Source organism: Enterobacter sp. ECC-019, from assembly GCF_043974075.1.
In the GTDB taxonomy this organism is placed as follows: Bacteria; Pseudomonadota; Gammaproteobacteria; order Enterobacterales; family Enterobacteriaceae; genus Enterobacter; species Enterobacter asburiae_D.
In genome coordinates this window covers 796,380-818,744 of record NZ_CP143759.1, presented here as the reverse complement: position 1 = coordinate 818,744, position 22,365 = coordinate 796,380, and the positions used below count along the sequence as shown (strand labels likewise).

General features: G+C 56.5%; 20 protein-coding genes. 10 read left to right on the top strand and 10 right to left on the bottom strand.

Features of this window, described 5'->3' with window-relative positions; translation table 11 throughout:
• Positions 1-97: 97 nt before the first annotated feature.
• From V1566_RS03805 to ghrB, 4 genes are all read left to right on the top strand, one after another.
• A complete protein-coding gene (locus V1566_RS03805) occupies positions 98-847 on the top strand; it encodes a sugar phosphate isomerase/epimerase family protein (RefSeq protein ID WP_395305112.1) in 750 nt (249 codons plus the stop codon).
• 3 nt (positions 848-850) lie between these two features.
• The gene (locus V1566_RS03800; RefSeq protein WP_395305111.1) at positions 851-1,789 is read left to right on the top strand and encodes a sugar kinase; all 939 of its coding nucleotides are present in this window, start codon (positions 851-853) and stop codon (positions 1,787-1,789) included.
• Between the two features lie 117 nt (positions 1,790-1,906).
• Complete coding sequence (locus V1566_RS03795) at positions 1,907-3,187, top strand: MFS transporter (RefSeq protein ID WP_395305110.1); 1,281 nt, start codon at positions 1,907-1,909, stop codon at positions 3,185-3,187.
• 26 nt (positions 3,188-3,213) lie between these two features.
• On the top strand, positions 3,214-4,188 hold the full coding sequence (gene ghrB / locus V1566_RS03790; RefSeq protein ID WP_395305109.1) for a glyoxylate/hydroxypyruvate reductase GhrB: 975 nt from the start codon (positions 3,214-3,216) through the stop codon (positions 4,186-4,188).
• A gap of 58 nt (positions 4,189-4,246) precedes the next feature.
• Here ghrB and cspA read toward each other — a convergent pair whose 3' ends face one another.
• Together cspA and V1566_RS03780 are read right to left on the bottom strand one after the other, a co-directional pair.
• Positions 4,247-4,459, bottom strand: a complete 213-nt coding sequence (gene cspA / locus V1566_RS03785; RefSeq protein ID WP_003860775.1) for an RNA chaperone/antiterminator CspA — start codon at positions 4,457-4,459, stop codon at positions 4,247-4,249.
• Positions 4,460-4,706: 247 nt separating this feature from the next.
• Positions 4,707-5,417 (bottom strand): DUF3053 domain-containing protein, encoded by a 711-nt coding sequence (locus tag V1566_RS03780; RefSeq protein WP_395305108.1) that lies wholly within the window; start codon positions 5,415-5,417, stop codon positions 4,707-4,709.
• Positions 5,418-5,748: 331 nt separating this feature from the next.
• On the opposite strand from V1566_RS03780, the gene V1566_RS03775 reads away from it, so the two are divergent.
• A complete protein-coding gene (locus V1566_RS03775; protein ID WP_008502755.1) occupies positions 5,749-6,036 on the top strand; it encodes an HTH-type transcriptional regulator in 288 nt (95 codons plus the stop codon).
• 39 nt (positions 6,037-6,075) lie between these two features.
• Here the strand turns inward: V1566_RS03775 and V1566_RS03770 are convergent, their stop codons facing one another.
• The 4 genes from V1566_RS03770 to V1566_RS03755 all read right to left on the bottom strand — a co-directional run bounded on the left by V1566_RS03770 (position 6,076) and on the right by V1566_RS03755 (position 11,406).
• Positions 6,076-7,695 (bottom strand): ABC-F family ATP-binding cassette domain-containing protein, encoded by a 1,620-nt coding sequence (locus V1566_RS03770; protein WP_395305107.1) that lies wholly within the window; start codon positions 7,693-7,695, stop codon positions 6,076-6,078.
• Between the two features lie 254 nt (positions 7,696-7,949).
• The gene (gene glyS, locus V1566_RS03765; RefSeq protein ID WP_395305106.1) at positions 7,950-10,019 is read right to left on the bottom strand and encodes a glycine--tRNA ligase subunit beta; all 2,070 of its coding nucleotides are present in this window, start codon (positions 10,017-10,019) and stop codon (positions 7,950-7,952) included.
• Positions 10,020-10,028: 9 nt separating this feature from the next.
• Positions 10,029-10,940 carry a glycine--tRNA ligase subunit alpha gene (gene glyQ, locus V1566_RS03760; protein ID WP_003860141.1) on the bottom strand — a complete coding sequence of 304 codons (912 nt, stop codon included), beginning with the start codon at positions 10,938-10,940 and terminating at the stop codon, positions 10,029-10,031.
• A 160-nt stretch (positions 10,941-11,100) separates the two neighbouring features.
• The gene (locus V1566_RS03755) at positions 11,101-11,406 is read right to left on the bottom strand and encodes a YsaB family lipoprotein (protein WP_047646683.1); all 306 of its coding nucleotides are present in this window, start codon (positions 11,404-11,406) and stop codon (positions 11,101-11,103) included.
• Between the two features lie 183 nt (positions 11,407-11,589).
• Between V1566_RS03755 and V1566_RS03750 the strand changes: the two genes are divergently transcribed.
• Entirely contained in the window at positions 11,590-12,585 is a 996-nt protein-coding gene (locus tag V1566_RS03750; RefSeq protein ID WP_395305105.1) for an acyltransferase, read from the top strand.
• Here V1566_RS03750 and V1566_RS03745 read toward each other — a convergent pair.
• The 4 genes from V1566_RS03745 to xylA form a co-directional block, all read right to left on the bottom strand.
• The gene (locus V1566_RS03745) at positions 12,578-13,498 is read right to left on the bottom strand and encodes a GlxA family transcriptional regulator (protein WP_395305104.1); all 921 of its coding nucleotides are present in this window, start codon (positions 13,496-13,498) and stop codon (positions 12,578-12,580) included. The two genes, V1566_RS03750 and V1566_RS03745, sit on opposite strands and share 8 nt — an antisense overlap.
• Entirely contained in the window at positions 13,498-14,037 is a 540-nt protein-coding gene (locus V1566_RS03740) for an isochorismatase family protein (protein WP_395305103.1), read from the bottom strand. Before V1566_RS03740 ends, V1566_RS03745 begins: the two co-directional genes overlap by 1 nt.
• A 103-nt stretch (positions 14,038-14,140) precedes the next feature.
• Entirely contained in the window at positions 14,141-15,595 is a 1,455-nt protein-coding gene (gene xylB, locus V1566_RS03735; RefSeq protein ID WP_395305102.1) for a xylulokinase, read from the bottom strand.
• 60 nt (positions 15,596-15,655) lie between these two features.
• On the bottom strand, positions 15,656-16,978 hold the full coding sequence (xylA, locus tag V1566_RS03730) for a xylose isomerase (RefSeq protein ID WP_371899153.1): 1,323 nt from the start codon (positions 16,976-16,978) through the stop codon (positions 15,656-15,658).
• A gap of 371 nt (positions 16,979-17,349) precedes the next feature.
• Here xylA and xylF point away from each other — a divergent pair, with 371 nt between their 5' ends.
• The 4 genes from xylF (at position 17,350) to xylR (ending at position 22,327) form a co-directional block, all read left to right on the top strand.
• Positions 17,350-18,342 carry a D-xylose ABC transporter substrate-binding protein gene (xylF, locus tag V1566_RS03725; RefSeq protein WP_032650791.1) on the top strand — a complete coding sequence of 331 codons (993 nt, stop codon included), beginning with the start codon at positions 17,350-17,352 and terminating at the stop codon, positions 18,340-18,342.
• 72 nt (positions 18,343-18,414) lie between these two features.
• Positions 18,415-19,956: a xylose ABC transporter ATP-binding protein gene (locus V1566_RS03720; protein WP_121425982.1), complete on the top strand. Its 1,542-nt coding sequence runs from the start codon at positions 18,415-18,417 to the stop codon at positions 19,954-19,956.
• Complete coding sequence (gene xylH / locus V1566_RS03715) at positions 19,934-21,115, top strand: xylose ABC transporter permease XylH (protein ID WP_025759156.1); 1,182 nt, start codon at positions 19,934-19,936, stop codon at positions 21,113-21,115. The genes V1566_RS03720 and xylH overlap by 23 nt, the downstream gene beginning before the upstream one ends.
• Positions 21,116-21,148: 33 nt before the next feature.
• Positions 21,149-22,327 (top strand): D-xylose utilization transcriptional activator XylR, encoded by a 1,179-nt coding sequence (gene xylR, locus V1566_RS03710; protein ID WP_395305101.1) that lies wholly within the window; start codon positions 21,149-21,151, stop codon positions 22,325-22,327.
• Positions 22,328-22,365 lie beyond the last annotated feature (38 nt).

The window sequence follows — 22,365 nt, the reverse complement described above, 5'->3', positions numbered from 1 at the left end:
CTTGTGATACCGATCATAAATTCGACATCCTGACCTTTTCTTTGGAACCGGTTCCATCTAGCGTAATAGTATTGATATGTTGCGATGGAGTCCGAAGATGGGCAGGAAAATTATGGTGGTCACCGCCGCGTACGGTGCGGAACAGGTGCGACAGGCTGGCGGACAGCGGGCGATGCTTCCCGTTATTGCAGGCGCAGGGGCAGACGGCGTGGAGATCCGCCGGGAACTGTTCAGCAGTGAAGAGCTGCTGGCGCTGCCTGCGCTGGGAGAATCCATTGAGCTGCTCGGCCTGCTGGCGTGCTACTCCGCCCCCGCCGCCCTGTTTATGCCCGACGGCACCCTCAACCCGGACCTGACCCGCTATCTCTCTGAGGCCAACACCCTGAACGCCCTGTGGCTGAAGGTTTCCCTGGGCCATTTCCGCGACGCGCAGCCTCTCGACGCCCTGCGTAGCCTGCTGAACGCAAGCGGCATGGCGCTGGTCGTGGAGAACGACCAGACCGACTGCGGTCAGCTCGCGCCCATGCAGCGCTTCCAGGCCGCTTGTCGGGAAATGGCCTTACCCGTCACGCTGACCTTCGACATGGGCAACTGGCTGTGGGTTGGCGATTCACCCGAAGAGGCCGCGCGTCATCTGGCCCCTGCGGTGAGCTATATCCACGTTAAAGCCGCCGTGCCGCATAAAGATAACTTCCGCGCCGTGGCACCGGACCACGCTGACGCGCGCTGGCTGGATCTGCTCGGCCAGCTGCCTGCCGATGCCCCGCGAGGTATCGAGTTCCCGCTGGAAGGGACGGATTTAATCGCCGTTACCCGCCATTACGTCAACCTGCTGCGCGAGGAGTAAACCATGCACAAGACGCTGGATGTCATCACAATCGGCGAAGCCATGGCGATGTTTGTCGCCACTGAAACGGGCGAACTGAGCGCGGTAGAGCACTTTATCAAACGCGTGGCAGGCGCAGAGCTGAACGTCGCGACCGGCCTGGCGCGTCTCGGCCTGAACGTCGGCTGGGTCAGCCGCGTGGGGGACGACAGCTTTGGCCATTTCGTTCTCGAGTCGCTGAAAAAAGAGGGTATTGATGCCGCAGGCGTCACCCTCGACGGACGCTTTCCTACCGGGTTTCAGCTTAAATCCAAGGTCGAAAATGGAACCGATCCCATTGTGGAGTATTTCCGTAAAGGATCGGCCGCAAGCCACCTCTCTGTAGCGGATTTCCACGCCGACTATTTCGCCTCCGCGCGCCACCTGCACCTGAGCGGCGTGGCGGCTGCGCTGTCTGCCAGCTCGTATGAGCTGCTGGATCATGCAGCAGCCACTTTCAAAGCTCAGGGAAAAACGATCTCTTTCGATCCGAACCTGCGCCCGGTGCTGTGGAAAAGCGAAGCGGAAATGGTCGAGAAACTGAACCGTCTGGCGTTTAGAGCGGACTGGGTTCTGCCGGGGCTGAAAGAAGGGATGATCCTGACGGGTGAAAATACGCCGGAAGGCATTGCCGATTTCTACCTGAACAAAGGGGTAAAAGCGGTAGTGCTGAAAACCGGTGCCGATGGCGCATGGTTTAAGACGGCCAACGGCGAACAGGGCGCAGTCGCGGCGGTGAAGGTTGAGAACGTTGTCGACACCGTCGGCGCGGGCGACGGTTTTGCCGTGGGCGTGATTAGCGCCCTGCTGGAAGGCAAAACGCTGCAGCAGGCCGTCACGCGGGGCAACAAGATTGGCTCGCTGGCCATTCAGGTGCAGGGCGACAGCGAAGGATTACCCACACGAGCACAGCTCGGAGTATGAATTCCCTCTCCCACCGGGAGAGGGCCAGGGTGAGGGCAGCACGCCGCACCAGATAATTAAGCCACCGTGTACCCTACAGACAACGGCGGTAACAACCTCAACAACAGAGGCAAGCCTATGAACAGTTCGACCAATGCAGTAAAACGCTGGTGGTACATCATGCCAATCGTGTTTATCACGTACAGCCTGGCGTACCTTGACCGTGCCAACTTCAGCTTCGCGTCCGCGGCGGGGATCACAGAGGACCTTGGCATCACCAAAGGTATCTCCTCCCTGCTGGGTGCCCTTTTCTTCCTGGGCTACTTCTTCTTCCAGATCCCCGGCGCTATCTATGCGGAACGCCGCAGCGTGCGTAAGCTGATCTTCATCTGTCTGATCCTGTGGGGCGCCTGCGCGTCACTGACCGGCATGGTGAACAATATTCCTGCCCTGGCCGCTATTCGCTTTATCCTCGGCGTCGTTGAGGCGGCGGTCATGCCCGCGATGCTGATCTACATCAGCAACTGGTTTACCAAATCTGAACGCTCGCGCGCGAATACCTTCCTGATCCTCGGTAACCCGGTCACGGTACTGTGGATGTCGGTGGTGTCTGGCTACCTGATCCAGTCTTTCGGCTGGCGCGAGATGTTTATCATCGAAGGGGTTCCGGCAGTGATCTGGGCATTCTGCTGGTGGGTGCTGGTGAAGGATAAACCTGCACAGGCGAAATGGCTTTCCGAAGATGAAAAAGCGGCGCTGCAGGCGCAGCTGGATAAAGAACAGCAGGGGCTGAAGGCGGTACGTAACTATGGTGAAGCCTTCCGCTCCCGCAACGTGATCCTGCTGTGTGCGCAATACTTTACCTGGAGCATTGGCGTGTACGGCTTTGTGTTGTGGCTGCCGTCGATTATCCGCAGCGGCGGCGAGAACCTCGGCATGGTAGAAGTGGGCTGGCTCTCTTCCGTACCGTATCTGGCCGCGACCATCGCCATGATCGTCGCATCATGGGCATCGGATAAGCTGCAGAACCGTAAGCTGTTTGTCTGGCCACTGCTGCTGATCGCTGCCTTTGCGTTCATTGGCTCCTGGGCCGTCGGCGCGAATCACTTCTGGGCCTCTTACGCCCTGCTGGTCATTGCCGGTGCCGCCATGTACGCCCCGTACGGTCCGTTCTTTGCCATCATCCCGGAAATGCTGCCGCGTAACGTGGCGGGTGGCGCGATGGCGCTGATTAACAGTATGGGTGCGCTGGGTTCGTTCTGCGGCTCCTGGTTCGTCGGGTACCTGAACGGTGCCACCGGCAGTCCATCCGCATCGTACATCTTTATGGGGGTGGCGCTTTTCGCCTCCGTGTGGCTTACTCTGATTGTTAAGCCTGCTAATAATCAACAACACCCTGTCGGCGCTCGCCACGCCTGAATCCTTAAAAATCTACGGAGATTAGCATGAAGCCGTCCGTCATTTTGTATAAAGCACTGCCGGAAGATCTGCATAAACGTCTTGAAGAACACTTCACCGTCACGCAGGTGAAGAACCTGAGCCCGGAAACCGTGGCGCAGCGCGCCGAAGCGTTCGCCAGCGCCGAAGGCCTGCTGGGTTCAAGCGAGAAAGTGGATGTCGCCCTGCTGGAGAAAATGCCGAAGCTTCGTGCTACCTCTACCGTTTCCGTGGGTTACGACAACTTTGATGTGGACGCCCTAAATGCCCGCGAGATCCTGCTGATGCATACGCCACATGCCCTGACGGAAACAGTCGCCGACACGCTGATGGCGCTGGTACTCACCACGGCCCGTCGCGTGGTGGAAGTCGCCGGGCGCGTGAAAGCGGGTGAATGGACAAAAAGCATTGGTCCGGACTGGTTCGGCGTGGACGTACACGGCAAAACGCTGGGCATTGTTGGCATGGGGCGTATCGGGCTGGCACTGGCGCAGCGCGCGCATTTTGGTTTTAACATGCCGATTCTGTATAACGCGCGTCGCCATCACAGTGAAGCCGAGGAACGCTTCAACGCCCGCTACTGCGAGCTGGATACCCTGCTGCAGGAAGCCGATTTTGTCTGCCTGGTTCTGCCGCTGACGGACGAAACGCGCCATCTGATTGGCAAAGAGGCGTTTAAGAAAATGAAGCAGTCAGCCATTTTCATCAACGCGGGTCGCGGCCCGGTGGTGGATGAGAAGGCGCTGATTGAGGCCCTGCAAAACGGAGAGATCCATGCAGCAGGTCTGGACGTCTTTGAGCAGGAGCCGCTGCCGATGGATTCCCCGCTGCTTTCGCTACCTAACGTGGTTGCGCTACCGCATATCGGCTCAGCCACCCATGAGACGCGCTACAACATGGCGGCCACTGCGGTCGATAATCTCATCGCCGCCCTTAGCGGAAAGGTAGAGATAAACTGTGTGAACCCGCAGGTGCAACGATAGAAACGAAAAAACCCGCCAGAAGGCGGGTTTTTGAATTTTGTGCTACTGGGTTGGAAGCTTACAGGCTTACAACGTTACCAGCTGCTGGGCCTTTAGCGCCGCTTTCGATGGTGAAGGAAACTTTCTGACCTTCATCCAGAGATTTGTAGCCATCGTTCTGGATAGCAGAGAAGTGTACGAACACGTCTTTTGAGCCATCGTCAGGAGTGATGAAGCCGAAACCTTTATCAGCGTTGAACCATTTTACCAGACCAGTCATTTTAGCAGACATAGAAATTACCTTATTAACAAATATATTGAGCCTTCCGGCTTGATGGATTGCGTTACAGATTTTTAAGCGATGAAGGAAGGGTCACAACGAAGGGTATCTATGGATAACAATCTGGACTGCTTTACTAAACTGCTTTAGGTCTGTGTAACAAACCGACGGGGATAGTTATACCGATGTGGTAGAGGAATGACAAGCGTTATTTTCGATACGCATAAAAAAACCCCGCCGGAAGCGGGGTTTTTTCGGTTTATTCTGTGGCCGTGACGGCGGCACTCCAGGCCTGGCTAAAGGCCTGATGCTGGGAGGCCAGCGGCCCAATCAGCGTATTGTACTGGCTTGCCTGCTGCGAGGTCGGGAACTGAATGCCGTTGGCAACAAAGCTCACCTGAGCCTCCTGCTGGGCGATAAAGTCACCTACCTGAACCAGCTGCTGCGTGAAGATTTGCGCGGCCGGAATCAGCGGTTGCAGCACTTCAGAAGGCTTGGTCACCACTTTCTCATACACTTTGTCGAAGACCGGTTTGAGATCGTCGCCCTGCTTCAGCGCAGAACGTGACGCGTCAGCCTGCATTTTCGCATTCTGCAACTGCTGGCTCAGCACGCCAAGCGCACCGTTGGACTGGCGAAGCGGTTCGCGCTGCGTCATATAATCCTGCGGAACGCGGATGGCGTTCACGCTATCCACCACGGGACGAATTCCGGAATCCATCGCCTGGCTCACCTGCTGTGAATAACCATAAAGAATGGCGTAATCGGACACGAAGGGGCCAAACTGTTTTTTCTGATCCGCAGTCAGCGTCGGCAACCGCTCGCCGCTGCGCATCACTGTATTCTGCAGAAAATCGATAAACGCTTTGCGCTGATCGCCTTCTTTATCAAAACACCCACTCAGGCTAACAACCATCAACAACGCCGCAATAGGCGCAAACCAGCGAGAGCAGGACTTTCCTGTCGCCATTTTATTACTCCTTTCACCCAAAAAAGCGCACACCGGCACACGCGTGCCCGACGCTGACAAGGATAGTCCAGGTCAGCCTTGCAAGATACTCTTTTCATGCAAAACGGCTATTGCCGATTTATTTCTTACCATTTACAAAAAAATACCTGACGCAGCCGACATATGACTAATCAGGGAATTAGCATAACTATCCATATCGCTGAATCGGGTAAAGCGATCGTTACCGCACGATTAATCACAACCGCGACGATCCTGGGTTGGTATTAGGGACTATTCTTAACTGGCTCTCTGATGTTCTTGATCACGATGTGAGATTTAAGAGGAGTCCTCAATGGAATATAAAGATCCTGAGTTTGAGCTGCTGAGCAGCCTGGAACAGATCATTTTTAAAGATGTACCGCAGACGATTACCCTGCAACAAAAATCCAATCCCTTTACAGAATATGAGCAATTGCGCAAAGGGACAGGACTGAAAACGGAAGAATTCGCCAGAGCGATGGGTGTCAGCGTGGCTATGGTGCAGGAGTGGGAGTCAAAACGTGAGAAACCCACCCCAACCGAGTTAAGGCTGATGCGCCTGATTCAGGCCAACCCTGCACTCAGCAAACAGATAGCGTAATGAAGTTTGAATGCCCCCGCCTTTGCGGGGGCTTGTGTTTTAAAGGCTATCACAACGCCAGCCCGCCTCTTCCCACACCCATTCATGCGTTAACGTTAAGCCTCTTAGAAAAGCCTCATCGTGTGATACCACCAGCAGAGCTCCCGGGAAATCGGCCAGCGCCGCTTCAATGGCCTGGACCGAGGCCAGATCCAGATGGTTGGTCGGTTCATCCAGCAGCAGAAGCTGCGTGGCCTCCGCGCGCCACAGCACGCAGGCCAGGGCGGCCTTAAGACGTTCGCCGCCGCTGAGCTCCGCCAACGGGAGCATAACTTTGTCGGCACCCAGTTGAAGCTGCGCCAGACGTGTTCGCAATACCCCCTCTTCCAGAGGCGTATGACTCAGGTTGAGATGCGTCATGACCGACAGCGAAAGATCGAGCCGGGACAGATGTTGGTCGAGATAAGCGCAGCTGACTGAAACCTTACAGGTCCCCGAACGGGGGACAATCTCGCCGAGGAGGATTTTTAACAGCGTCGATTTGCCGCAGCCGTTCGGTCCCTTTAACGCCACGCGCATCGGCCCGTCCATCCGCCAGTTGAGTGGAGGAACAGGCACATGCGGCAGCACCAGATCCTCCAGCACCAGCACCTGTTTGCCCTCCGTGATCTGGCTCCCCGGCAGGGTGAACATTACCGGGTTATCTTCCTCAACGCGTTCACGCGCCTTATTTACCGCGGCGTTGAGGGCTTCATTTTGCTCGCTGTGCTGTTTTTTCCAGGAGCCGATCCGCTCCTTTGCCGCGCCTTTATATTTGACCCGCTCGAACGACGCGATATTCAGGGTATCGACGGTGCGCAATGTCTTTGCCGAACGCCGCTGGCTGTCGTCATGCTCTTTTTGCAAGCGTACCCGAGTGCGTTTGCGCTCGGTTGCCGCATGTTCCAGCGCCGCGCGGGCCGCCTGCTGTTCGGCATCGCGCTGGGTTTGATAATCCGCATAATTCCCGCCGTAGCTGCGCAGACCCGAGGCGCTCAGCTCAAGGATACGCGGCACCTGCTCCAGAAGTTCGCGGTCATGGGAGGCCACCAGCACGCCGCCCTGAAAACGGCTGAGCTGGTCGTAGAACCATGCCCGGCCTTGCCTGTCCAGATGGTTAGTGGGTTCGTCCAGCAGCATGAAATCCGCTTCAGCCGTAAACGCCCCGCACAGCAGGGCGCGAATGCGCTCGCCGCCGCTGAGTTCACCGGCGGGTTTATCCGGGTCAAACGGTGGGAGCTTCGCATTGATAAACGCCTCGCTCAGGCGCTCGGCAACATCCCAGTGGCCGTCGAGTAACTCCAGATCGTCAGGCTGGTAATCGCCACTGTCGATGCGCTTACGCGCCGTAAAAATCGCGTCATACCCGAGCAGTTCAGCAAGCGTCGTCTGCGGGGAAATGACGTGCTGCTGCGCCACATAGACATGCGAGCCAAAGCGTTCGATATGACCGGTAGCCGGTTCGTCCAGCCCCGCCAGCAGACGTAGTAGACGCGTTTTCCCGCTGCCGTTGCGGCCAACCAGCGCGCACAGGGAGGGTTCCAGCGTGAGATTCAGCGGACCAAAAAGGATATCGCCCGTCGGAAACTGACAGGTGACCTGATGCAAAATAAAAGAAGGGGACTGCGCAAAATGAGCCATAAGCACTCCTGAATGAAATCAAAACATCCCCTGCAGACGCGGTGGCGTTTAGCAAGGATCGAAGTTCATCAGTCGTGTTTGTTCATTTTTGGGGGGCACTCCAGCGCGAGAAAGTTAACGCGATAAGGATAGCGGTAATGTGTTGAAGGTTTCAAGGTTAAATTTTGTGCGGCACGGTATAAAAAAACCCGCCGAAGCGGGTTTTTCTCACCTGTAGGCCCGTGCAAGCGAAGCGCCGCCGGGCAACGGGCACATTACTGCAGCAGCGAAATATCCGCCACGCGCAGGAACAGCTCGCGCAGTTTCTCGAGCATGGAGAGACGGTTAACACGCAGCTCTTTATCTTCAACGTTCACCATCACCTTCTCGAAGAAGGCGTCGATAACGTCACGCAGCTCGGCCAGCTCCACCAGCGCTTCCTGGTAGCGACCTTCCGCAAAGTACGGCTCGAGCTTGTCGCGCAGCACCACCACCTGCATCGCCAGAGCGATCTCTTCCGGCTCCTTCAGGGTTGCGGCGTTCACGCGCTCGTTCAGCGTCTCGTCGGATTTCGCCAGAATGTTGGATACACGCTTGTTGGCCGCGGCCAGGGCAGATGCCGCTTCCAGAGTACGGAAGTGGGAAACCGCCTTCATACGCGCATCGAAATCAGCCGGACGGGTCGGACGACGCGCCAGCACCGCCTGAATGGTGTCAACGGTGTAACCTTCGTCCTGATACCACGCGCGGAAACGACCGAGCATAAAGTCGATCACGTCATCCACAACCTTCGCGTTGGTCAGCTTGTCGCCGTACAGACGCACCGCTTCTTCGGTCAAGGTCTGCAGATCGAGGTTCAGGTTCTTCTCAACGATGATACGCAGCACGCCCAGCGCAGCACGACGCAGCGCAAACGGGTCTTTGTCGCCTTTCGGATGCTGACCGATACCAAAGATACCCGCCAGGGTGTCCATCTTATCGGCAATCGCCACGGCGCAGGCAACCGGGTTGGACGGCAGTTCGTCACCCGCAAAGCGCGGCTGATACTGCTCGTTCAGGGCCACGGCCACGTCTTCCGCTTCGCCATCGTGACGCGCGTAGTGCATGCCCATCACGCCCTGGGTGTCGGTAAATTCGAACACCATGTTGGTCATCAGGTCGCACTTGGACAGCAGGCCAGCACGGGTCGCGTGGTTGACGTCAGCACCGATTTCACGAGCAATCCAGCCGGACAGCTCCGCAATGCGGTCGGTCTTGTCGCGCAGCGTGCCCAGTTGCTGCTGGAACAGCACGGTCTGCAGGCGCGGCAGGTTATCTTCCAGACGCTTTTTACGGTCGGTATTGAAGAAGAATTCGGCATCCGCCAGACGCGGACGCACCACTTTCTCGTTACCGGAGATAATCTGGATCGGATCTTTCGATTCGATGTTTGCCACGAAGATGAAGTTTGGCAGCAGCTTGCCGTCGTTGGCGTAAACCGGGAAGTACTTCTGGTCACCCTTCATGGTGTACACCAGCGCTTCTGCCGGAACGGCCAGGAATTTCTCTTCAAACTTCGCGGTCAGCACAACCGGCCATTCAACCAGAGAGGTCACTTCTTCCAGCAGGCTTTCGCTCAGGTCGGCGTTACCGCCAATCTGGCGTGCCGCTTCTTCGGCATCCGCTTTAATTTTGGCTTTACGCTGTTCGTAGTCGGCAATAACTTTACCGCGCTCCAGCAGGACTTCAGGATACTGGTCAGCATTGTCGATGGTGAACTCAGGCTCACCCATGAAGCGGTGGCCGCGGATCACGCGATCGGACGCCACGCCCAGAATGGTCGCCGGGATAACGGTATCGCCCAGCAGCAGGGTCACGGTGTGAACTGGACGCACGAAATGCACGTCGGACGCGCCCCAGCGCATCAGCTTAGGAATCGGCAGCTTCGCCAGAGAAGTGGCAATCATGTCCGGCAGCAGCGCTTCTGCACTCTCGCCTTTCACATGGGCGCGGTACAGCAGCCACTCGCCTTTATCCGTGGTCAGACGCTCGGCCTGATCGACGGTGATGCCACAGCCGCGCGCCCAGCCTTCAGCCGCTTTGCTCGGCTTGCCTTCCGCGTCAAACGCCTGGGCAATCGCCGGGCCACGTTTTTCGACTTCGCGATCCGGCTGAGACGCCGCCAGATTTGCCACTTTCAGCGCCAGACGGCGCGGGGCGGCAAACCACTCAATTTTACCGTGTGCCAGGCCAGCGTTATCCAGCTCGGCGGTCACGTTCGCAGCAAAGGATTCAGCCAGGCTGCGCAGGGCTTTTGGTGGCAGCTCTTCAGTGCCGATTTCCACCAGGAAAGTTTTCTCAGACATGGCCGCCTCTTATTTGTTTCGGTTGCACATCGGGAAGCCAAGGGCTTCACGGGACGCGTAGTAAGCTTCTGCAACGGCTTTGGTCAGGGTACGAATACGCAGAATGTAGCGCTGACGTTCAGTCACGGAGATGGCTTTGCGGGCGTCCAGCAGGTTGAAGCTGTGGGCGGCCTTCAGAATACGCTCGTAAGCAGGCAGCGGCAGCGGAGTCTCCAGCGCCAGCAGCTGCTGCGCTTCTTTCTCGTACTGCTCGAAGCAGGTGAACAGGAAGTCCACGTCCGCGTATTCGAAGTTATAGGTGGATTGCTCCACTTCGTTCTGATGGAACACGTCGCCGTAGGTGGTTTTACCCAGCGGGCCGTCGCTCCAGACCAGGTCGTAAACGCTGTCTACGCCCTGAATGTACATCGCCAGACGTTCCAGACCGTAGGTGATTTCACCGGTGATCGGCTTACATTCCAGACCACCCACCTGCTGGAAGTAAGTGAACTGGGTCACTTCCATGCCGTTCAGCCACACTTCCCAACCCAGACCCCAGGCACCCAGCGTTGGGTTTTCCCAGTTATCTTCCACGAAACGGATGTCGTGGATGGTTGGATCCATACCCAGCTCTTTCAGCGACCCGAGGTACAGTTCCTGAATGTTGTCTGGTGATGGCTTAATCACCACCTGGAACTGATAGTAATGCTGCAGACGGTTCGGGTTTTCACCGTAACGACCATCGGTCGGACGACGAGAAGGCTGCACATACGCAGTCGCCATTGGCTCTGGCCCCAACGCGCGCAGGCTGGTCATCGGGTGTGAAGTGCCGGCGCCGACTTCCATGTCCAAAGGTTGAACAATGGTACAGCCCTGACGAGCCCAGTAATCCTGTAAGGTCAGGATCAGGCCCTGGAAGGTCTTGGTATCAAACTTTTGCATAGTATTTCGTGCTGGATACGTGTGGTTTTAAATGGAAGGGACCAGTATACCCGCTGGCTGCAAGATATACAGTACGAAACGGGGTTGTTTAGGGAAAATTGGGAAATAAGCAGTTAAGCCAGAACGTCGTGGACGTCTGGCTGTTGATTATACGAGCAGGCTAGCGCATGGAGAGGTGTAAAAACTGGCCGTCCGCATCAAACGAGCAGACAAAGCCCTCTTTACGTGACGTATGGCCCCGCAGCTCGTAGCTTCCCTGAAAACGCTCAAACCCGGTGACATCAATTTTCTGCACGTCCGAGTTATAGCGACGAGCGGCCCGATCTTTACAGAGCGCTTCCATATCCAGTGAACGTTCCGGGCTCATTTTACCCTGCTGCGCTTTTTGCACAGGTGCTTCTTGCGGCGCACTGCATCCCGCCAGGCTCGCCAGCAGAAAGAGTGACGCCACACGCTTCATCATCATTTTTATTACCGCCCTGGTCAGTGGCTGTTATTTTTAGTATCAAAGCTTTTATAGATTACGGTCCGGCATTCTGCGAATCTCGCGGCCTCCCTACAAGCCTGCTGAATAAAACTCAGAATTTTCCAAACGAAGACTTTTGGACAACGGCAGTCACACTCAATTTACAGGGAATACGAGGAACTGATGCAGTCAAAAATTAACTGGATTGATAACCTGCGAGGAATAGCGTGTCTGATGGTGGTCATGATCCACACGACGACCTGGTATGTCACAAATGCCCACAGCATCAGCCCCGTTAACTGGGATATCGCCAATATTCTCAACTCTGCGTCACGCGTCAGCGTGCCGCTGTTCTTTATGATTTCAGGCTTTCTCTTTTTTGGCGAGCGCAGCGCGCAGCCGAGGCATTTCATTCGCATCGCGGCCTGTCTGGGGTTCTACAGCGTCGTTGCCCTGCTGTATATCACCCTGTTCACCTCGATTAACGCCGGGCTATCGCTGAAATACGTGCTGCAAAAACCGGTGTTCTATCACCTTTGGTTCTTCTTCGCCATTATCGTTATCTATCTGGTCTCCCCGCTTATCCAGGTAAAAAACGTCAGCGGTAAAATGCTGCTGGCCCTGATGGTGGTGGCTGGCATTATCGCCAACCCGAATACGCTTTCGCAGAAAATCGACGGATTTGAGTGGCTGCCGGTCAATCTCTATATCAACGGGGATACTTTTTACTACGTGCTTTACGGCATGCTGGGGCGTGCCATTGGGATGATGGACACGCAAAAACGCGGCCTAAACTGGCTTTGCGGGGCGCTGTTTATCGCTGGCGTGGCGGTGATTTCACGCGGGACGCTGCACGAGCTGCAGTGGCGCGGCAATTTTGCCGATACGTGGTATCTGTATTGCGGGCCGATGGTCTTTATCTGTGCGGTTTCGCTGCTCACGCTCGCCAAAAACACCCTGAACGCGCGTCCCCTGCCCGTGCTGAGTCTTATCTCTCGGCACTCTCTCGGGATTTACGGTTTTCACGCGCTGGTGATCCACGCGCTGCGCACGAGAAGCATTGAGCTAAAAAGCTGGCCGGTGCTGGATATCGTCTGGATTTTTGCCGCCACGCTGGCGATCAGCCTGCTGCTGTCGATGCTGCTGCAAAAAATAGATGCTCGCCGCTTCGTCAGCTAATGCTTCGCTGCCGGGCGCGATGATACTGGCGCGGGGAGGAAAACCCAGCCGCCAGTGAAGCCTGCTCCACGCCGCGCCCCTGCAATAGCCACTGCTCCGCCACCGCCAGACGCAGCTGCTCAAGATAATCGCGAACGCTAATCCCTAAATGTGACTGGAAAAGCCGGGTGAGGTGACGCGGGCTGACGTGCGCCAGTGCGGCAATGTCAGGCAAGCTCCACGTTTTTTGCGGCTCGGCGGTGAGCGCATCCTGCGCCCGATGAATCGCCGGATGAAGATGATTGCGGTAGCGTAGCCACGGAGATAGCTGGGGATCGTCACCCGAACGGCGGAACCAGACCACCATTTCACGCGCCACGGTCAGCGCCTTTTCGGGGCCGCACAGGCGGTTAATCATATGCAGCGCCAGATCGATGCCCGACGTGATCCCGGCACTGGTCCAGATATTCTCATCCTGCACAAATATCCGGTTTTCTTTAATCGTCGCCGTGGGAGCCGCGGTGCGCAGACGGTTAATAACGTCATGGTGGGTTGTGCACTGTCTGTTATTCAGCAGGCCCGATTTCGCCGCCAGCAGTGCCCCTGAACAGACGCACATCACGGTGATATCCTGGCGCTGGATCTGCGGCTGCAGGCGCATCAGCCAGTGCTGGATCTGCTGCGCCTGTGGCGTTGAGAACTGAAAGCGGGAGTCGCTTACCCCCGGCAGCACCAGCAGGCTGCCCGATGGCAGACTTTCCGGCAACGGTTGGATGCCGCCCATCGTCAGGCCTATCGACGTCGGAACCTCCGGTTGCGGGCCAATGTAATGCAGACGAAACGCGTCGCCAGCCAGCACAAAGGTCTCCGCCGGGCCGGTCATGTCTAATGACAGCACTCCGGGCAACATCACGAACCAGACGTCGATGCTCATTACAGGGACTCCAGCGTCTCCGCTACCGTTTTAATCTCGGCAAAACGCCCGGACAGTACCGTCTCGGTACGATGGCGAATTTCCGCTGCGCTCAGGGTAATACCCTTGTACGTCATGGGAAACGTCAGCGTTGCCTCGCTCACAAAGGTCACAGCATAACCCAGATCGGATGCCACCCGGGCGGTGGTTTCGCAGCATTGTTCAGTGCGAATGCCGCAGATAATCACACTGTTGATATCACGCTCGCGCAGCCAGCGGTCAAGCCCGGTATCCGTGAAGGCATTATGGACGTGTTTCTGGAAAACCACATCCGGCTGATGACGCAAAAAGGCCATCGGTTTGACATAGCCGCTTTCCAGGGTGAAAGGGCCGTCTTCATCCACATGAAAAATATCAACGACCGGAATATTGCGCGCCTGGCAGCCTTCAATCAGCCCCAGCATCGCCTGCTGAAAAGCAGGGATCTCGCTTTCCTGCCAGTAATTGCGGTGGTGAAATGACTGCTGAGTATCGATGTTGATTAATGCAATGCGTGACATGATGGATCTCCTCGCCAGTGGGTGTGACGCCATACTGGCAAGGAAATGAAGGCACGCACAGACCAAAAAAGGACATCCTCGTGCCTCTCCCGGACAAGCGTATTTACGACATCAGAGGCAGCAGCTGCTGGTAGATTTTGCGGAACACGTCGCGCCTTTCCGCGTACCGCGCATGGCGCACCGCGTCAGGGAGATGTGCCTGTTCAAGCGTAAGCTGCGGCAACAGTTGCGAAAGCGGCTGTTCCGGGTTCATAGCTATCTGCGCCAGACGCGCGGCGCCGAGCGCGGGCCCGACATCCCCGCCGGTGCGGAAATCCAACTGCAAACCGCTGATATCCGCCAGCATCTGTCGCCAGTAAGGGCTTCGCGCACCGCCGCCAATCAGGGTGACGCTCGTCGGTTTCAGGCCGCAGTCGTGCACCACGTCCATGCCGTCGGCCAGGGCATAGCCCACGCCTTCCAGAACCGCACGCGCCAGCTCTGCCGGGCCATGTTGATGGGTTAAGCCAAAGAACACCCCTTTCGCTTCCGGGTTATTGTGCGGCGTACGCTCGCCGGAAAGATACGGTAAAAACCAGACGGTACCTGCAGCGTCATCCGCCTGCTGCGCCGCAGAAATGAGCGCCGGGACGTCGGCCATGCCGGTGAGTTTTGCCGCCCAGTCCAGGCAGGATGCCGCACTGAGCATCACCGACATCAAATGCCATTTCCCGGGAAGGGCATGACAGAAGCTGTGCACAGCGCTTTCTGGATTACTGCGATACCCGTCGCTGACGGCAAAATAGACGCCAGACGTTCCCAGCGACAGCATCGCCTGGCCCGCCTCCACCATCCCGACACCGACAGCCCCCGCCGCGTTGTCACCGCCCCCGGCCACCACCGGTACGGCAGGAATATTCCAGCGCTCAGCAACGGCTGGCAGCAGCGCGCCTGTCACCTCACAGCCTTCGAACAGCGCGGGCATATGTTCCCGGGTCAGATGGCAGGCATCCAGCATCACCTCGCTCCAGTCGCGCTTCGCCACGTCGAGCCACATCGTGCCGGCGGCATCTGACATGTCGCTGGCGAAATCGCCCGTCATGCGAAAACGCAGATAATCTTTCGGCAGCAGGACTTTCGCCACCTGCCGGAAAATCTCCGGTTCGTGGCGCTGCACCCACAGTAATTTGGGCGCAGTAAAGCCGGGCATCATCAGGTTGCCGGTAATCTCGCGGGAAGTAGGTACGCTCGCCTCGAGAAGCGCACACTCTTCCGCACAGCGGCCATCGTTCCAGAGGATCGCAGGACGCAGCACGCGATGCTGGCTATCGAGCAGCGTAGCGCCGTGCATTTGTCCGGCAATCCCCAGCGCTTTCACGTCACGCAGGCTGTGCTGCTCACCTAATGCTTTGATTGCGCGATCCGTCGCCTGCCACCACTGCTCCGGATCCTGTTCCGACCACAGCGGATGCGGACGTGAAACCTGCAGCGTTTCCGTCTGCGTGGCTAACACGTCGCCCTGCTCGCTCAACAGGATGGCTTTCACACCCGATGTGCCAAGATCGATCCCGATATACATTGTGGTGACTCCTTTGACAGAAATGCCCGGTGGCGCTGCGCTTACCGGGCCTGGATGCTGTTATTTATCGAACAGGTAGTGATTGACCAGGTTTTCCAGCAGTTCCTGGTGCCCGCTCTGATGCTGCGGAGCCAGCTGATGTTGTTCAGCGTACTTCGCGATTTCCGCAAGCGATAACTGCCCTTTCAAAATTTGCTGGCCCAGCTCACTGTTCCAGCCGCTGTAACGCTTCGCTACGCGTTTATCCAGCTCGCCGTCTTCAATCATTCGAGCCGCCACTTTCAGCGCCAGCGCCATGGTGTCCATCGCGCCAATGTGGCCGTAGAACAGATCGTATTTGTCGGTGCTCTGACGACGCACCTTGGCGTCAAAGTTCAGGCCGCCGGTGGTGAAACCGCCCGCTTTGATGATTTCGTACATCACCAGCGCGTTCTCTTCCACGCTATTCGGGAACTGATCGGTGTCCCAGCCCAGCTGTGGATCGCCACGGTTAGCATCGACAGAGCCGAAGATGCCCAGCGCAATCGCAGACGCGATCTCGTGATGGAAAGAGTGGCCCGCCAGCGTGGCGTGATTGGCCTCAATGTTCACTTTAATCTCTTTTTCCAGACCGAACTGCTTCAGGAAGCCATACACCGTCGCTACATCGTAATCATACTGGTGCTTGGTTGGTTCCTGCGGTTTCGGCTCGATCAGCAGCGTGCCGCGGAAGCCGATTTTGTGCTTATGGTCGACAACCATCTGCATAAAGCGGCCAATTTGTTCGCGCTCCTGGCGCAGGTCGGTGTTGAGCAGGGTTTCATAGCCTTCACGGCCCCCCCACAGGACATAGTTTTCACCGCCCAGCTGATGCGTGGCGTTCATTGCCGTCACCACCTGCGTGGCCGCCCAGCTAAACACGTCCGGATCCGGGTTGGTTGCTGCGCCCGCGCCGTAGCGAGGGTTGGTAAAGCAGTTTGCCGTGCCCCAGAGCAGCTTCACACCGCTTTGCTGCTGTTTCGCCGCCAGCACATCCACCATCTGCGCGAAGTTGTTCAGATACTCTTTCAGCGACGCGCCTTCCGGCGACACGTCCACGTCATGGAAGCAGTAGTACGGCACGTTCAGCTTGTGGAAGAACTCAAACGCCACATCGGCTTTGCGTTTTGCCAGCTCGATGGCCTCACCCGGCTGCTGCCACGGGCGGTCAAAGGAACCCACGCCGAACATATCGGCGCCGTTCCAGCAGAAGGTATGCCAGTAACAGGCGGCAAAGCGCAGATGGTCTTCCATGCGCTTACCCAGCACCAGCTCATCCGGGTTGTAGTGACGAAATGCTAAAGGATTGGTCGTTTTTGGGCCTTCGTAACGAACACGATCGAGTTGGTCGAAATAAGCTTGCATATTGAGCTCCATAATCAGGGTATGCGGCGAGTCGTTGATACAGGAGTAATAGTGAATAGACATTTTGGGTTGCTCAATTACGTTATTTCACACTGCTATTGAGAGAATGCACAACTGTGCGCTGGCTCGCAAAATAATGCGCAGACGAACTATTTTTCGGCGCGTATTCCAGAATCAAATGTAATTAAGACGTTACGTATTTTAAAATCCGATCGCGGTCATAAATTCAGAAATAAACCAAATATCATAATGAGAAGATAAAAATCTGTAATTGCCAGCACGCCTTTCCGCGTTAAAAATTTGCTGCGTCTCAGCAGTGAATGTTTCTTTTATCTCAGCAACACATACCCCTACAAAAAGGCCTAATAATTATGAAGATAAAGAACCTGACTCTAACGCTCTGCACTACGCTCCTTCTTGCAAGCTTTGCAGGACATGCCAAAGAGGTCAAAATTGGCATGGCGATTGACGACCTGCGTCTGGAGCGCTGGCAAAAAGATCGCGATATTTTTGTTAAAAAAGCAGAATCCCTCGGTGCCAGCGTGTTTGTTCAGTCGGCTAACGGCAATGAAGAAACACAAATGTCGCAGATCGAGAATATGATCAACCGTGGCGTCGATGTTCTGGTCATTATCCCCTATAACGGCCAGGTATTAAGTAACGTGGTGAAAGAAGCCAAACAGGAAGGCATAAAAGTCCTGGCCTATGACCGCATGATTAATAATGCGGACATTGATTATTATATTTCATTCGACAATGAAAAAGTCGGGGAATTACAGGCGCAAAGCCTGATCGACAAAGTGCCTCAGGGCAATTATTTCCTGATGGGCGGCTCTCCGGTGGATAACAACGCCAAACTGTTCCGCGAAGGGCAAATGAAAGTCCTTAAGCCGTACATCGACAACGGGAAAATTAAAGTAGTTGGCGATCAGTGGGCCGATGGCTGGCTGCCAGAAAACGCGCTGAAGATTATGGAAAACGCGCTGACGGCCAACAACAACAAAATTGACGCGGTTGTGGCCTCCAACGATGCCACCGCAGGCGGCGCTATCCAGGCCCTGAGCGCCCAGGGGCTGGCCGGTAAAGTCGCCATTTCAGGACAGGATGCCGATCTGGCTGGCGTAAAACGCATTATCGCAGGCACCCAAACCATGACGGTCTACAAACCGATTACCCAGTTGGCCAATACGGCGGCGGAAATCGCCGTAGAGCTGGGCAATGGCAAACAACCTAAAGCAGACGCGACCCTGAATAACGGGCTGAAAGACGTTCCGGCTCGCCTGCTCACACCGATTGAAGTCAACAAAGAGAACATTGACGCCACCGTGGTTAAAGACGGTTTCCACAAGAAGAGCGAACTGTAATCCGGCGCGGCCCCTGCTCTGCGGGGGCGCATCACGTTGTACTGTTCTTCCCTCGGGTTATGTGGAGCGGTTATGCCTTATTTACTTGAAATGAAAAGCATCACCAAACGCTTCGGCACGGTGAAAGCCGTCGACAACGTCAGCCTCCGGTTGAACCCCGGCGAAGTGGTTTCGCTGTGCGGTGAGAACGGTTCGGGCAAGTCGACGCTGATGAAAGTGTTGTGCGGGATTTACCCACACGGCAGCTACGAAGGCGAAATCGTCTTTGCCGGTGAAGTTATCCAGGCGACACACATTCGCGATACCGAACGCAAAGGCATCGCCATCATCCACCAGGAGCTGGCGCTGGTGAAGCATCTCACCGTGCTGGAGAACATTTTCCTCGGGGCCGAAATTTCACGCCACGGCGTGCTGGATTACGACACCATGACGCTCCGCTGCGAAAAGCTGCTGGCGCAGGTGAGCCTCAACATTTCACCGGATACTCGCGTAGGGGATCTTGGCCTCGGGCAACAGCAGCTGGTCGAAATAGCGAAAGCGCTAAATAAACAGGTCAGGCTGCTGATCCTTGATGAGCCAACGGCCTCGCTCACCGAACAGGAAACGGCGGTTCTGCTCAATATCATCCGCGATCTGCAAAACCACGGCATCGCCTGTATCTACATCTCGCACAAGCTGAACGAGGTAAAAGCCATTTCGGACACCATCTGCGTGATCCGCGACGGGCAGCACATCGGCACGCGTGAAGCCGCGGGGATGAGCGAAGATGACATCATCACCATGATGGTGGGCCGCGAGCTGACGGCACTCTACCCGAATGAACCCCACGCAACGGGTGATGAAGTGCTGCGTGTGGAAAACCTGACCGCGTGGCACCCCGTTAACCGCCACATCAAGCGCGTCAATAACGTCTCGTTTTCCCTTCGCCGTGGCGAAATTCTTGGGATTGCGGGCCTCGTCGGTGCCGGGCGCACCGAAGCCGTACAGTGTCTGTTTGGCGTGTGGCCTGGGCGCTGGGAGGGCACGATTTATATCGACGGCCAGCCGGTGAAAATCGATAACTGCCAGCAGGCGATTGCCCGCGGCATTGCCATGGTCCCGGAAGATCGCAAAAAAGACGGTATCGTGCCGGTCATGGCGGTGGGTAAAAACATTACGCTTGCGGCACTCGATCGGTTCTCCGGTGCGCTGAGCAGCCTGGACGATGCCGCCGAGCAGCAGTGCATCCTCCAGTCGCTTGCCCGGCTGAAAGTCAAAACCTCCTCACCGGAGCTGGCGATTGGCCGCCTGAGCGGGGGAAACCAGCAGAAGGCGATTCTGGCGCGCTGCCTGCTTCTCAATCCACGCATATTAATCCTTGATGAGCCCACGCGCGGGATTGATATCGGTGCCAAATATGAAATCTACAAACTGATTAATCAGCTTGTACAGCAAGGGATTGCCGTCATTGTCATTTCGTCTGAGTTACCCGAAGTGCTCGGCCTGAGCGACCGCGTGCTGGTCATGCACGAGGGAAAACTGAAAGCCAACCTGATTAACCAGAACCTGACGCAGGAGCAGGTGATGGAAGCCGCTTTAAGGAGCGAACGTCATGTCGAAAAGCAATCCGTCTGATATCAAAGTCGCTGTTCCGACGCCCGGTGCGTTTGCGGGGCTAAAAGCGCTTAACCTGCAGGTTTTCGTGATGATCGCGGCGATTATCGTCATCATGCTGTTCTTTACCTGGATGACCGATGGCTCGTACTTAAGCGCGCGTAACGTCTCCAACCTGCTCCGCCAGACCGCCATCACCGGCATTCTGGCCGTGGGCATGGTGTTCGTGATTATCTCCGCGGAAATCGACCTGTCGGTCGGTTCGATGATGGGGCTCCTCGGCGGCGTGGCGGCGATTTTTGACGTCTGGCTCGGCTGGCCGCTGCCGCTGACCGTGGCGGTCACGCTGGTGCTGGGGCTGGTTCTGGGAGCCTGGAACGGCTGGTGGGTTGCCTACCGTAAGGTGCCATCGTTCATTGTCACCCTGGCAGGGATGCTGGCCTTCCGCGGGATCTTAATCGGCATCACCAACGGCACCACCGTCTCCCCCACCAGCGCGGCCATGTCGCAGATTGGCCAGAGTTACCTCTCAGATAGCATAGGTTTTACGATCGGTGTAATTGGGTTGCTGGCGTTTGTTGCCTGGCAGTGGCGTGGACGTATGCGCCGTCAGGCGCTGGGGCTGGCTTCTCCGGCATCAACCTCGGTGGTGGGACGTCAGGCGCTTACGGCGGTCATTGTGCTGGGCGCTATCTGGCTTTTAAACGACTATCGCGGTGTCCCGACTCCCGTCCTGCTGCTGGCGCTTTTACTGCTGGGCGGCATGTTTATGGCCACACGCACCGCGTTTGGCCGCCGTATTTATGCCATTGGCGGCAACCTTGAAGCTGCCCGCCTCTCGGGTATCAATGTCGAGCGCACCAAGCTGGCGGTCTTCGCCATTAACGGCCTGATGGTCGCTATCGCCGGCCTGATCCTCAGTTCGCGTCTCGGAGCAGGCTCTCCCTCCGCCGGGAACATCGCCGAGCTGGATGCTATCGCCGCCTGCGTCATTGGCGGCACCAGCCTCGCAGGGGGTATCGGTAGCGTGGCGGGCGCGGTCATGGGGGCATTTATTATGGCGTCGTTGGATAACGGGATGAGTATGATGGACGTCCCGACGTTTTGGCAGTATATCGTCAAGGGGGCCATTCTTTTACTGGCAGTCTGGATGGACTCGGCCACCAAGCGACGGGCCTGATAACCGTATTGTGACTTAATTGGGAAGTGAGCCATGTTTGAAAAGCGTCACCGCATTACGTTGTTATTCAATGCCAATAAAGCCTACGACCGTCAGGTGGTAGAAGGTGTTGGTGAATATTTGCAGGCGTCGCAATCCGAATGGGATATTTTTATTGAAGAAGATTTTCGCACCCGTCTGGAGAACATCAAAGACTGGCTGGGCGATGGCGTCATCGCCGACTATGACGATCCCGTCATCGAGCAGCTCCTGACCGACGTCGACGTTCCGATAGTGGGCGTCGGCGGCTCCTACCATTCGCCCGAACACTATCCGCCGGTCCACTATATTGCCACCGATAACCATGCCCTGGTCGAGGCCGCCTTTCTCCATTTAAAAGAGAAAGGCGTCCATCGCTTCGCGTTTTATGGTTTACCCGCCACCAGCGGCAAGCGCTGGGCCGTTGAGCGCGAACACGCGTTTTGCCAGCTGGTCGCGCAGGAGAAGTATCGCGGCGTGGTGTATCAGGGGCTGGAGACCGCGCCAGAAAACTGGCAGCACGCGCAAAACCGCCTGGCGGACTGGCTGCAAACGCTGCCGCCGCAAACCGGTATCATTGCCGTGACGGACGCCCGCGCCCGCCACGTGCTGCAGGTCTGCGAACACTTACACATCCCGGTGCCCGAAAAGCTATGCGTGATTGGCATTGATAATGAAGAACTGACCCGCTATCTGTCTCGCGTGGCGCTCTCCTCCGTTGCACAGGGCACGCGTCAGATGGGTTATCAGGCGGCGAAGCTGCTGCATCGTCTGCTGGATAAAGAATCTCTGCCGCTTCAGCGCTTGCTGGTGCCTCCGGTCCGCGTCGTAGAACGTCGCTCAACCGATTATCGCTCCTTAAGCGACCCGGCCGTCATTCAGGCCATGCACTATATTCGCAACCACGCCTGCAAAGGGATTAAGGTCGATCAGGTGCTGGATTCGGTGGGCATTTCGCGTTCGAATCTGGAGAAGCGTTTTAAAGAAGAGGTGGGCGAAACTATCCATGCCGTCATCCATGCTGAAAAGCTGGAGAAAGCACGCAGCCTGCTCATTTCCACGTCGCTGTCGATCAACGAAATCTCACAGATGTGCGGTTACCCGTCTCTGCAATATTTCTACTCAGTGTTCCGCAAAGAGTATGACGCCACGCCGAAGGAGTATCGGGATCGCCACAGCGAGGTGCTGATATAGAAAAGAAAACGCCTTCCAGTGGAAGGCGTTTTTTTGAG

Coding starts and splice junctions, on each gene's coding strand:
- cspA (WP_003860775.1), bottom strand. CDS start 4,459: ATGTCTGCTAAAATGACTGGTCTGGTAAAATGGTTCAACGCTGATAAA.
- V1566_RS03780 (WP_395305108.1), bottom strand. CDS start 5,417: ATGGCGACAGGAAAGTCCTGCTCTCGCTGGTTTGCGCCTATTGCGGCG.
- glyQ (WP_003860141.1), bottom strand. CDS start 10,940: ATGCAAAAGTTTGATACCAAGACCTTCCAGGGCCTGATCCTGACCTTA.
- V1566_RS03740 (WP_395305103.1), bottom strand. CDS start 14,037: ATGTCACGCATTGCATTAATCAACATCGATACTCAGCAGTCATTTCAC.
- V1566_RS03755 (WP_047646683.1), bottom strand. CDS start 11,406: ATGATGATGAAGCGTGTGGCGTCACTCTTTCTGCTGGCGAGCCTGGCG.
- V1566_RS03770 (WP_395305107.1), bottom strand. CDS start 7,695: ATGGCTCATTTTGCGCAGTCCCCTTCTTTTATTTTGCATCAGGTCACC.
- V1566_RS03720 (WP_121425982.1), top strand. CDS start 18,415: ATGCCTTATTTACTTGAAATGAAAAGCATCACCAAACGCTTCGGCACG.
- xylF (WP_032650791.1), top strand. CDS start 17,350: ATGAAGATAAAGAACCTGACTCTAACGCTCTGCACTACGCTCCTTCTT.
- ghrB (WP_395305109.1), top strand. CDS start 3,214: ATGAAGCCGTCCGTCATTTTGTATAAAGCACTGCCGGAAGATCTGCAT.
- V1566_RS03805 (WP_395305112.1), top strand. CDS start 98: ATGGGCAGGAAAATTATGGTGGTCACCGCCGCGTACGGTGCGGAACAG.
- xylA (WP_371899153.1), bottom strand. CDS start 16,978: ATGCAAGCTTATTTCGACCAACTCGATCGTGTTCGTTACGAAGGCCCA.
- V1566_RS03800 (WP_395305111.1), top strand. CDS start 851: ATGCACAAGACGCTGGATGTCATCACAATCGGCGAAGCCATGGCGATG.
- V1566_RS03745 (WP_395305104.1), bottom strand. CDS start 13,498: ATGAGCATCGACGTCTGGTTCGTGATGTTGCCCGGAGTGCTGTCATTA.
- V1566_RS03795 (WP_395305110.1), top strand. CDS start 1,907: ATGAACAGTTCGACCAATGCAGTAAAACGCTGGTGGTACATCATGCCA.
- xylR (WP_395305101.1), top strand. CDS start 21,149: ATGTTTGAAAAGCGTCACCGCATTACGTTGTTATTCAATGCCAATAAA.
- xylH (WP_025759156.1), top strand. CDS start 19,934: ATGTCGAAAAGCAATCCGTCTGATATCAAAGTCGCTGTTCCGACGCCC.
- glyS (WP_395305106.1), bottom strand. CDS start 10,019: ATGTCTGAGAAAACTTTCCTGGTGGAAATCGGCACTGAAGAGCTGCCA.
- V1566_RS03775 (WP_008502755.1), top strand. CDS start 5,749: ATGGAATATAAAGATCCTGAGTTTGAGCTGCTGAGCAGCCTGGAACAG.
- V1566_RS03750 (WP_395305105.1), top strand. CDS start 11,590: ATGCAGTCAAAAATTAACTGGATTGATAACCTGCGAGGAATAGCGTGT.
- xylB (WP_395305102.1), bottom strand. CDS start 15,595: ATGTATATCGGGATCGATCTTGGCACATCGGGTGTGAAAGCCATCCTG.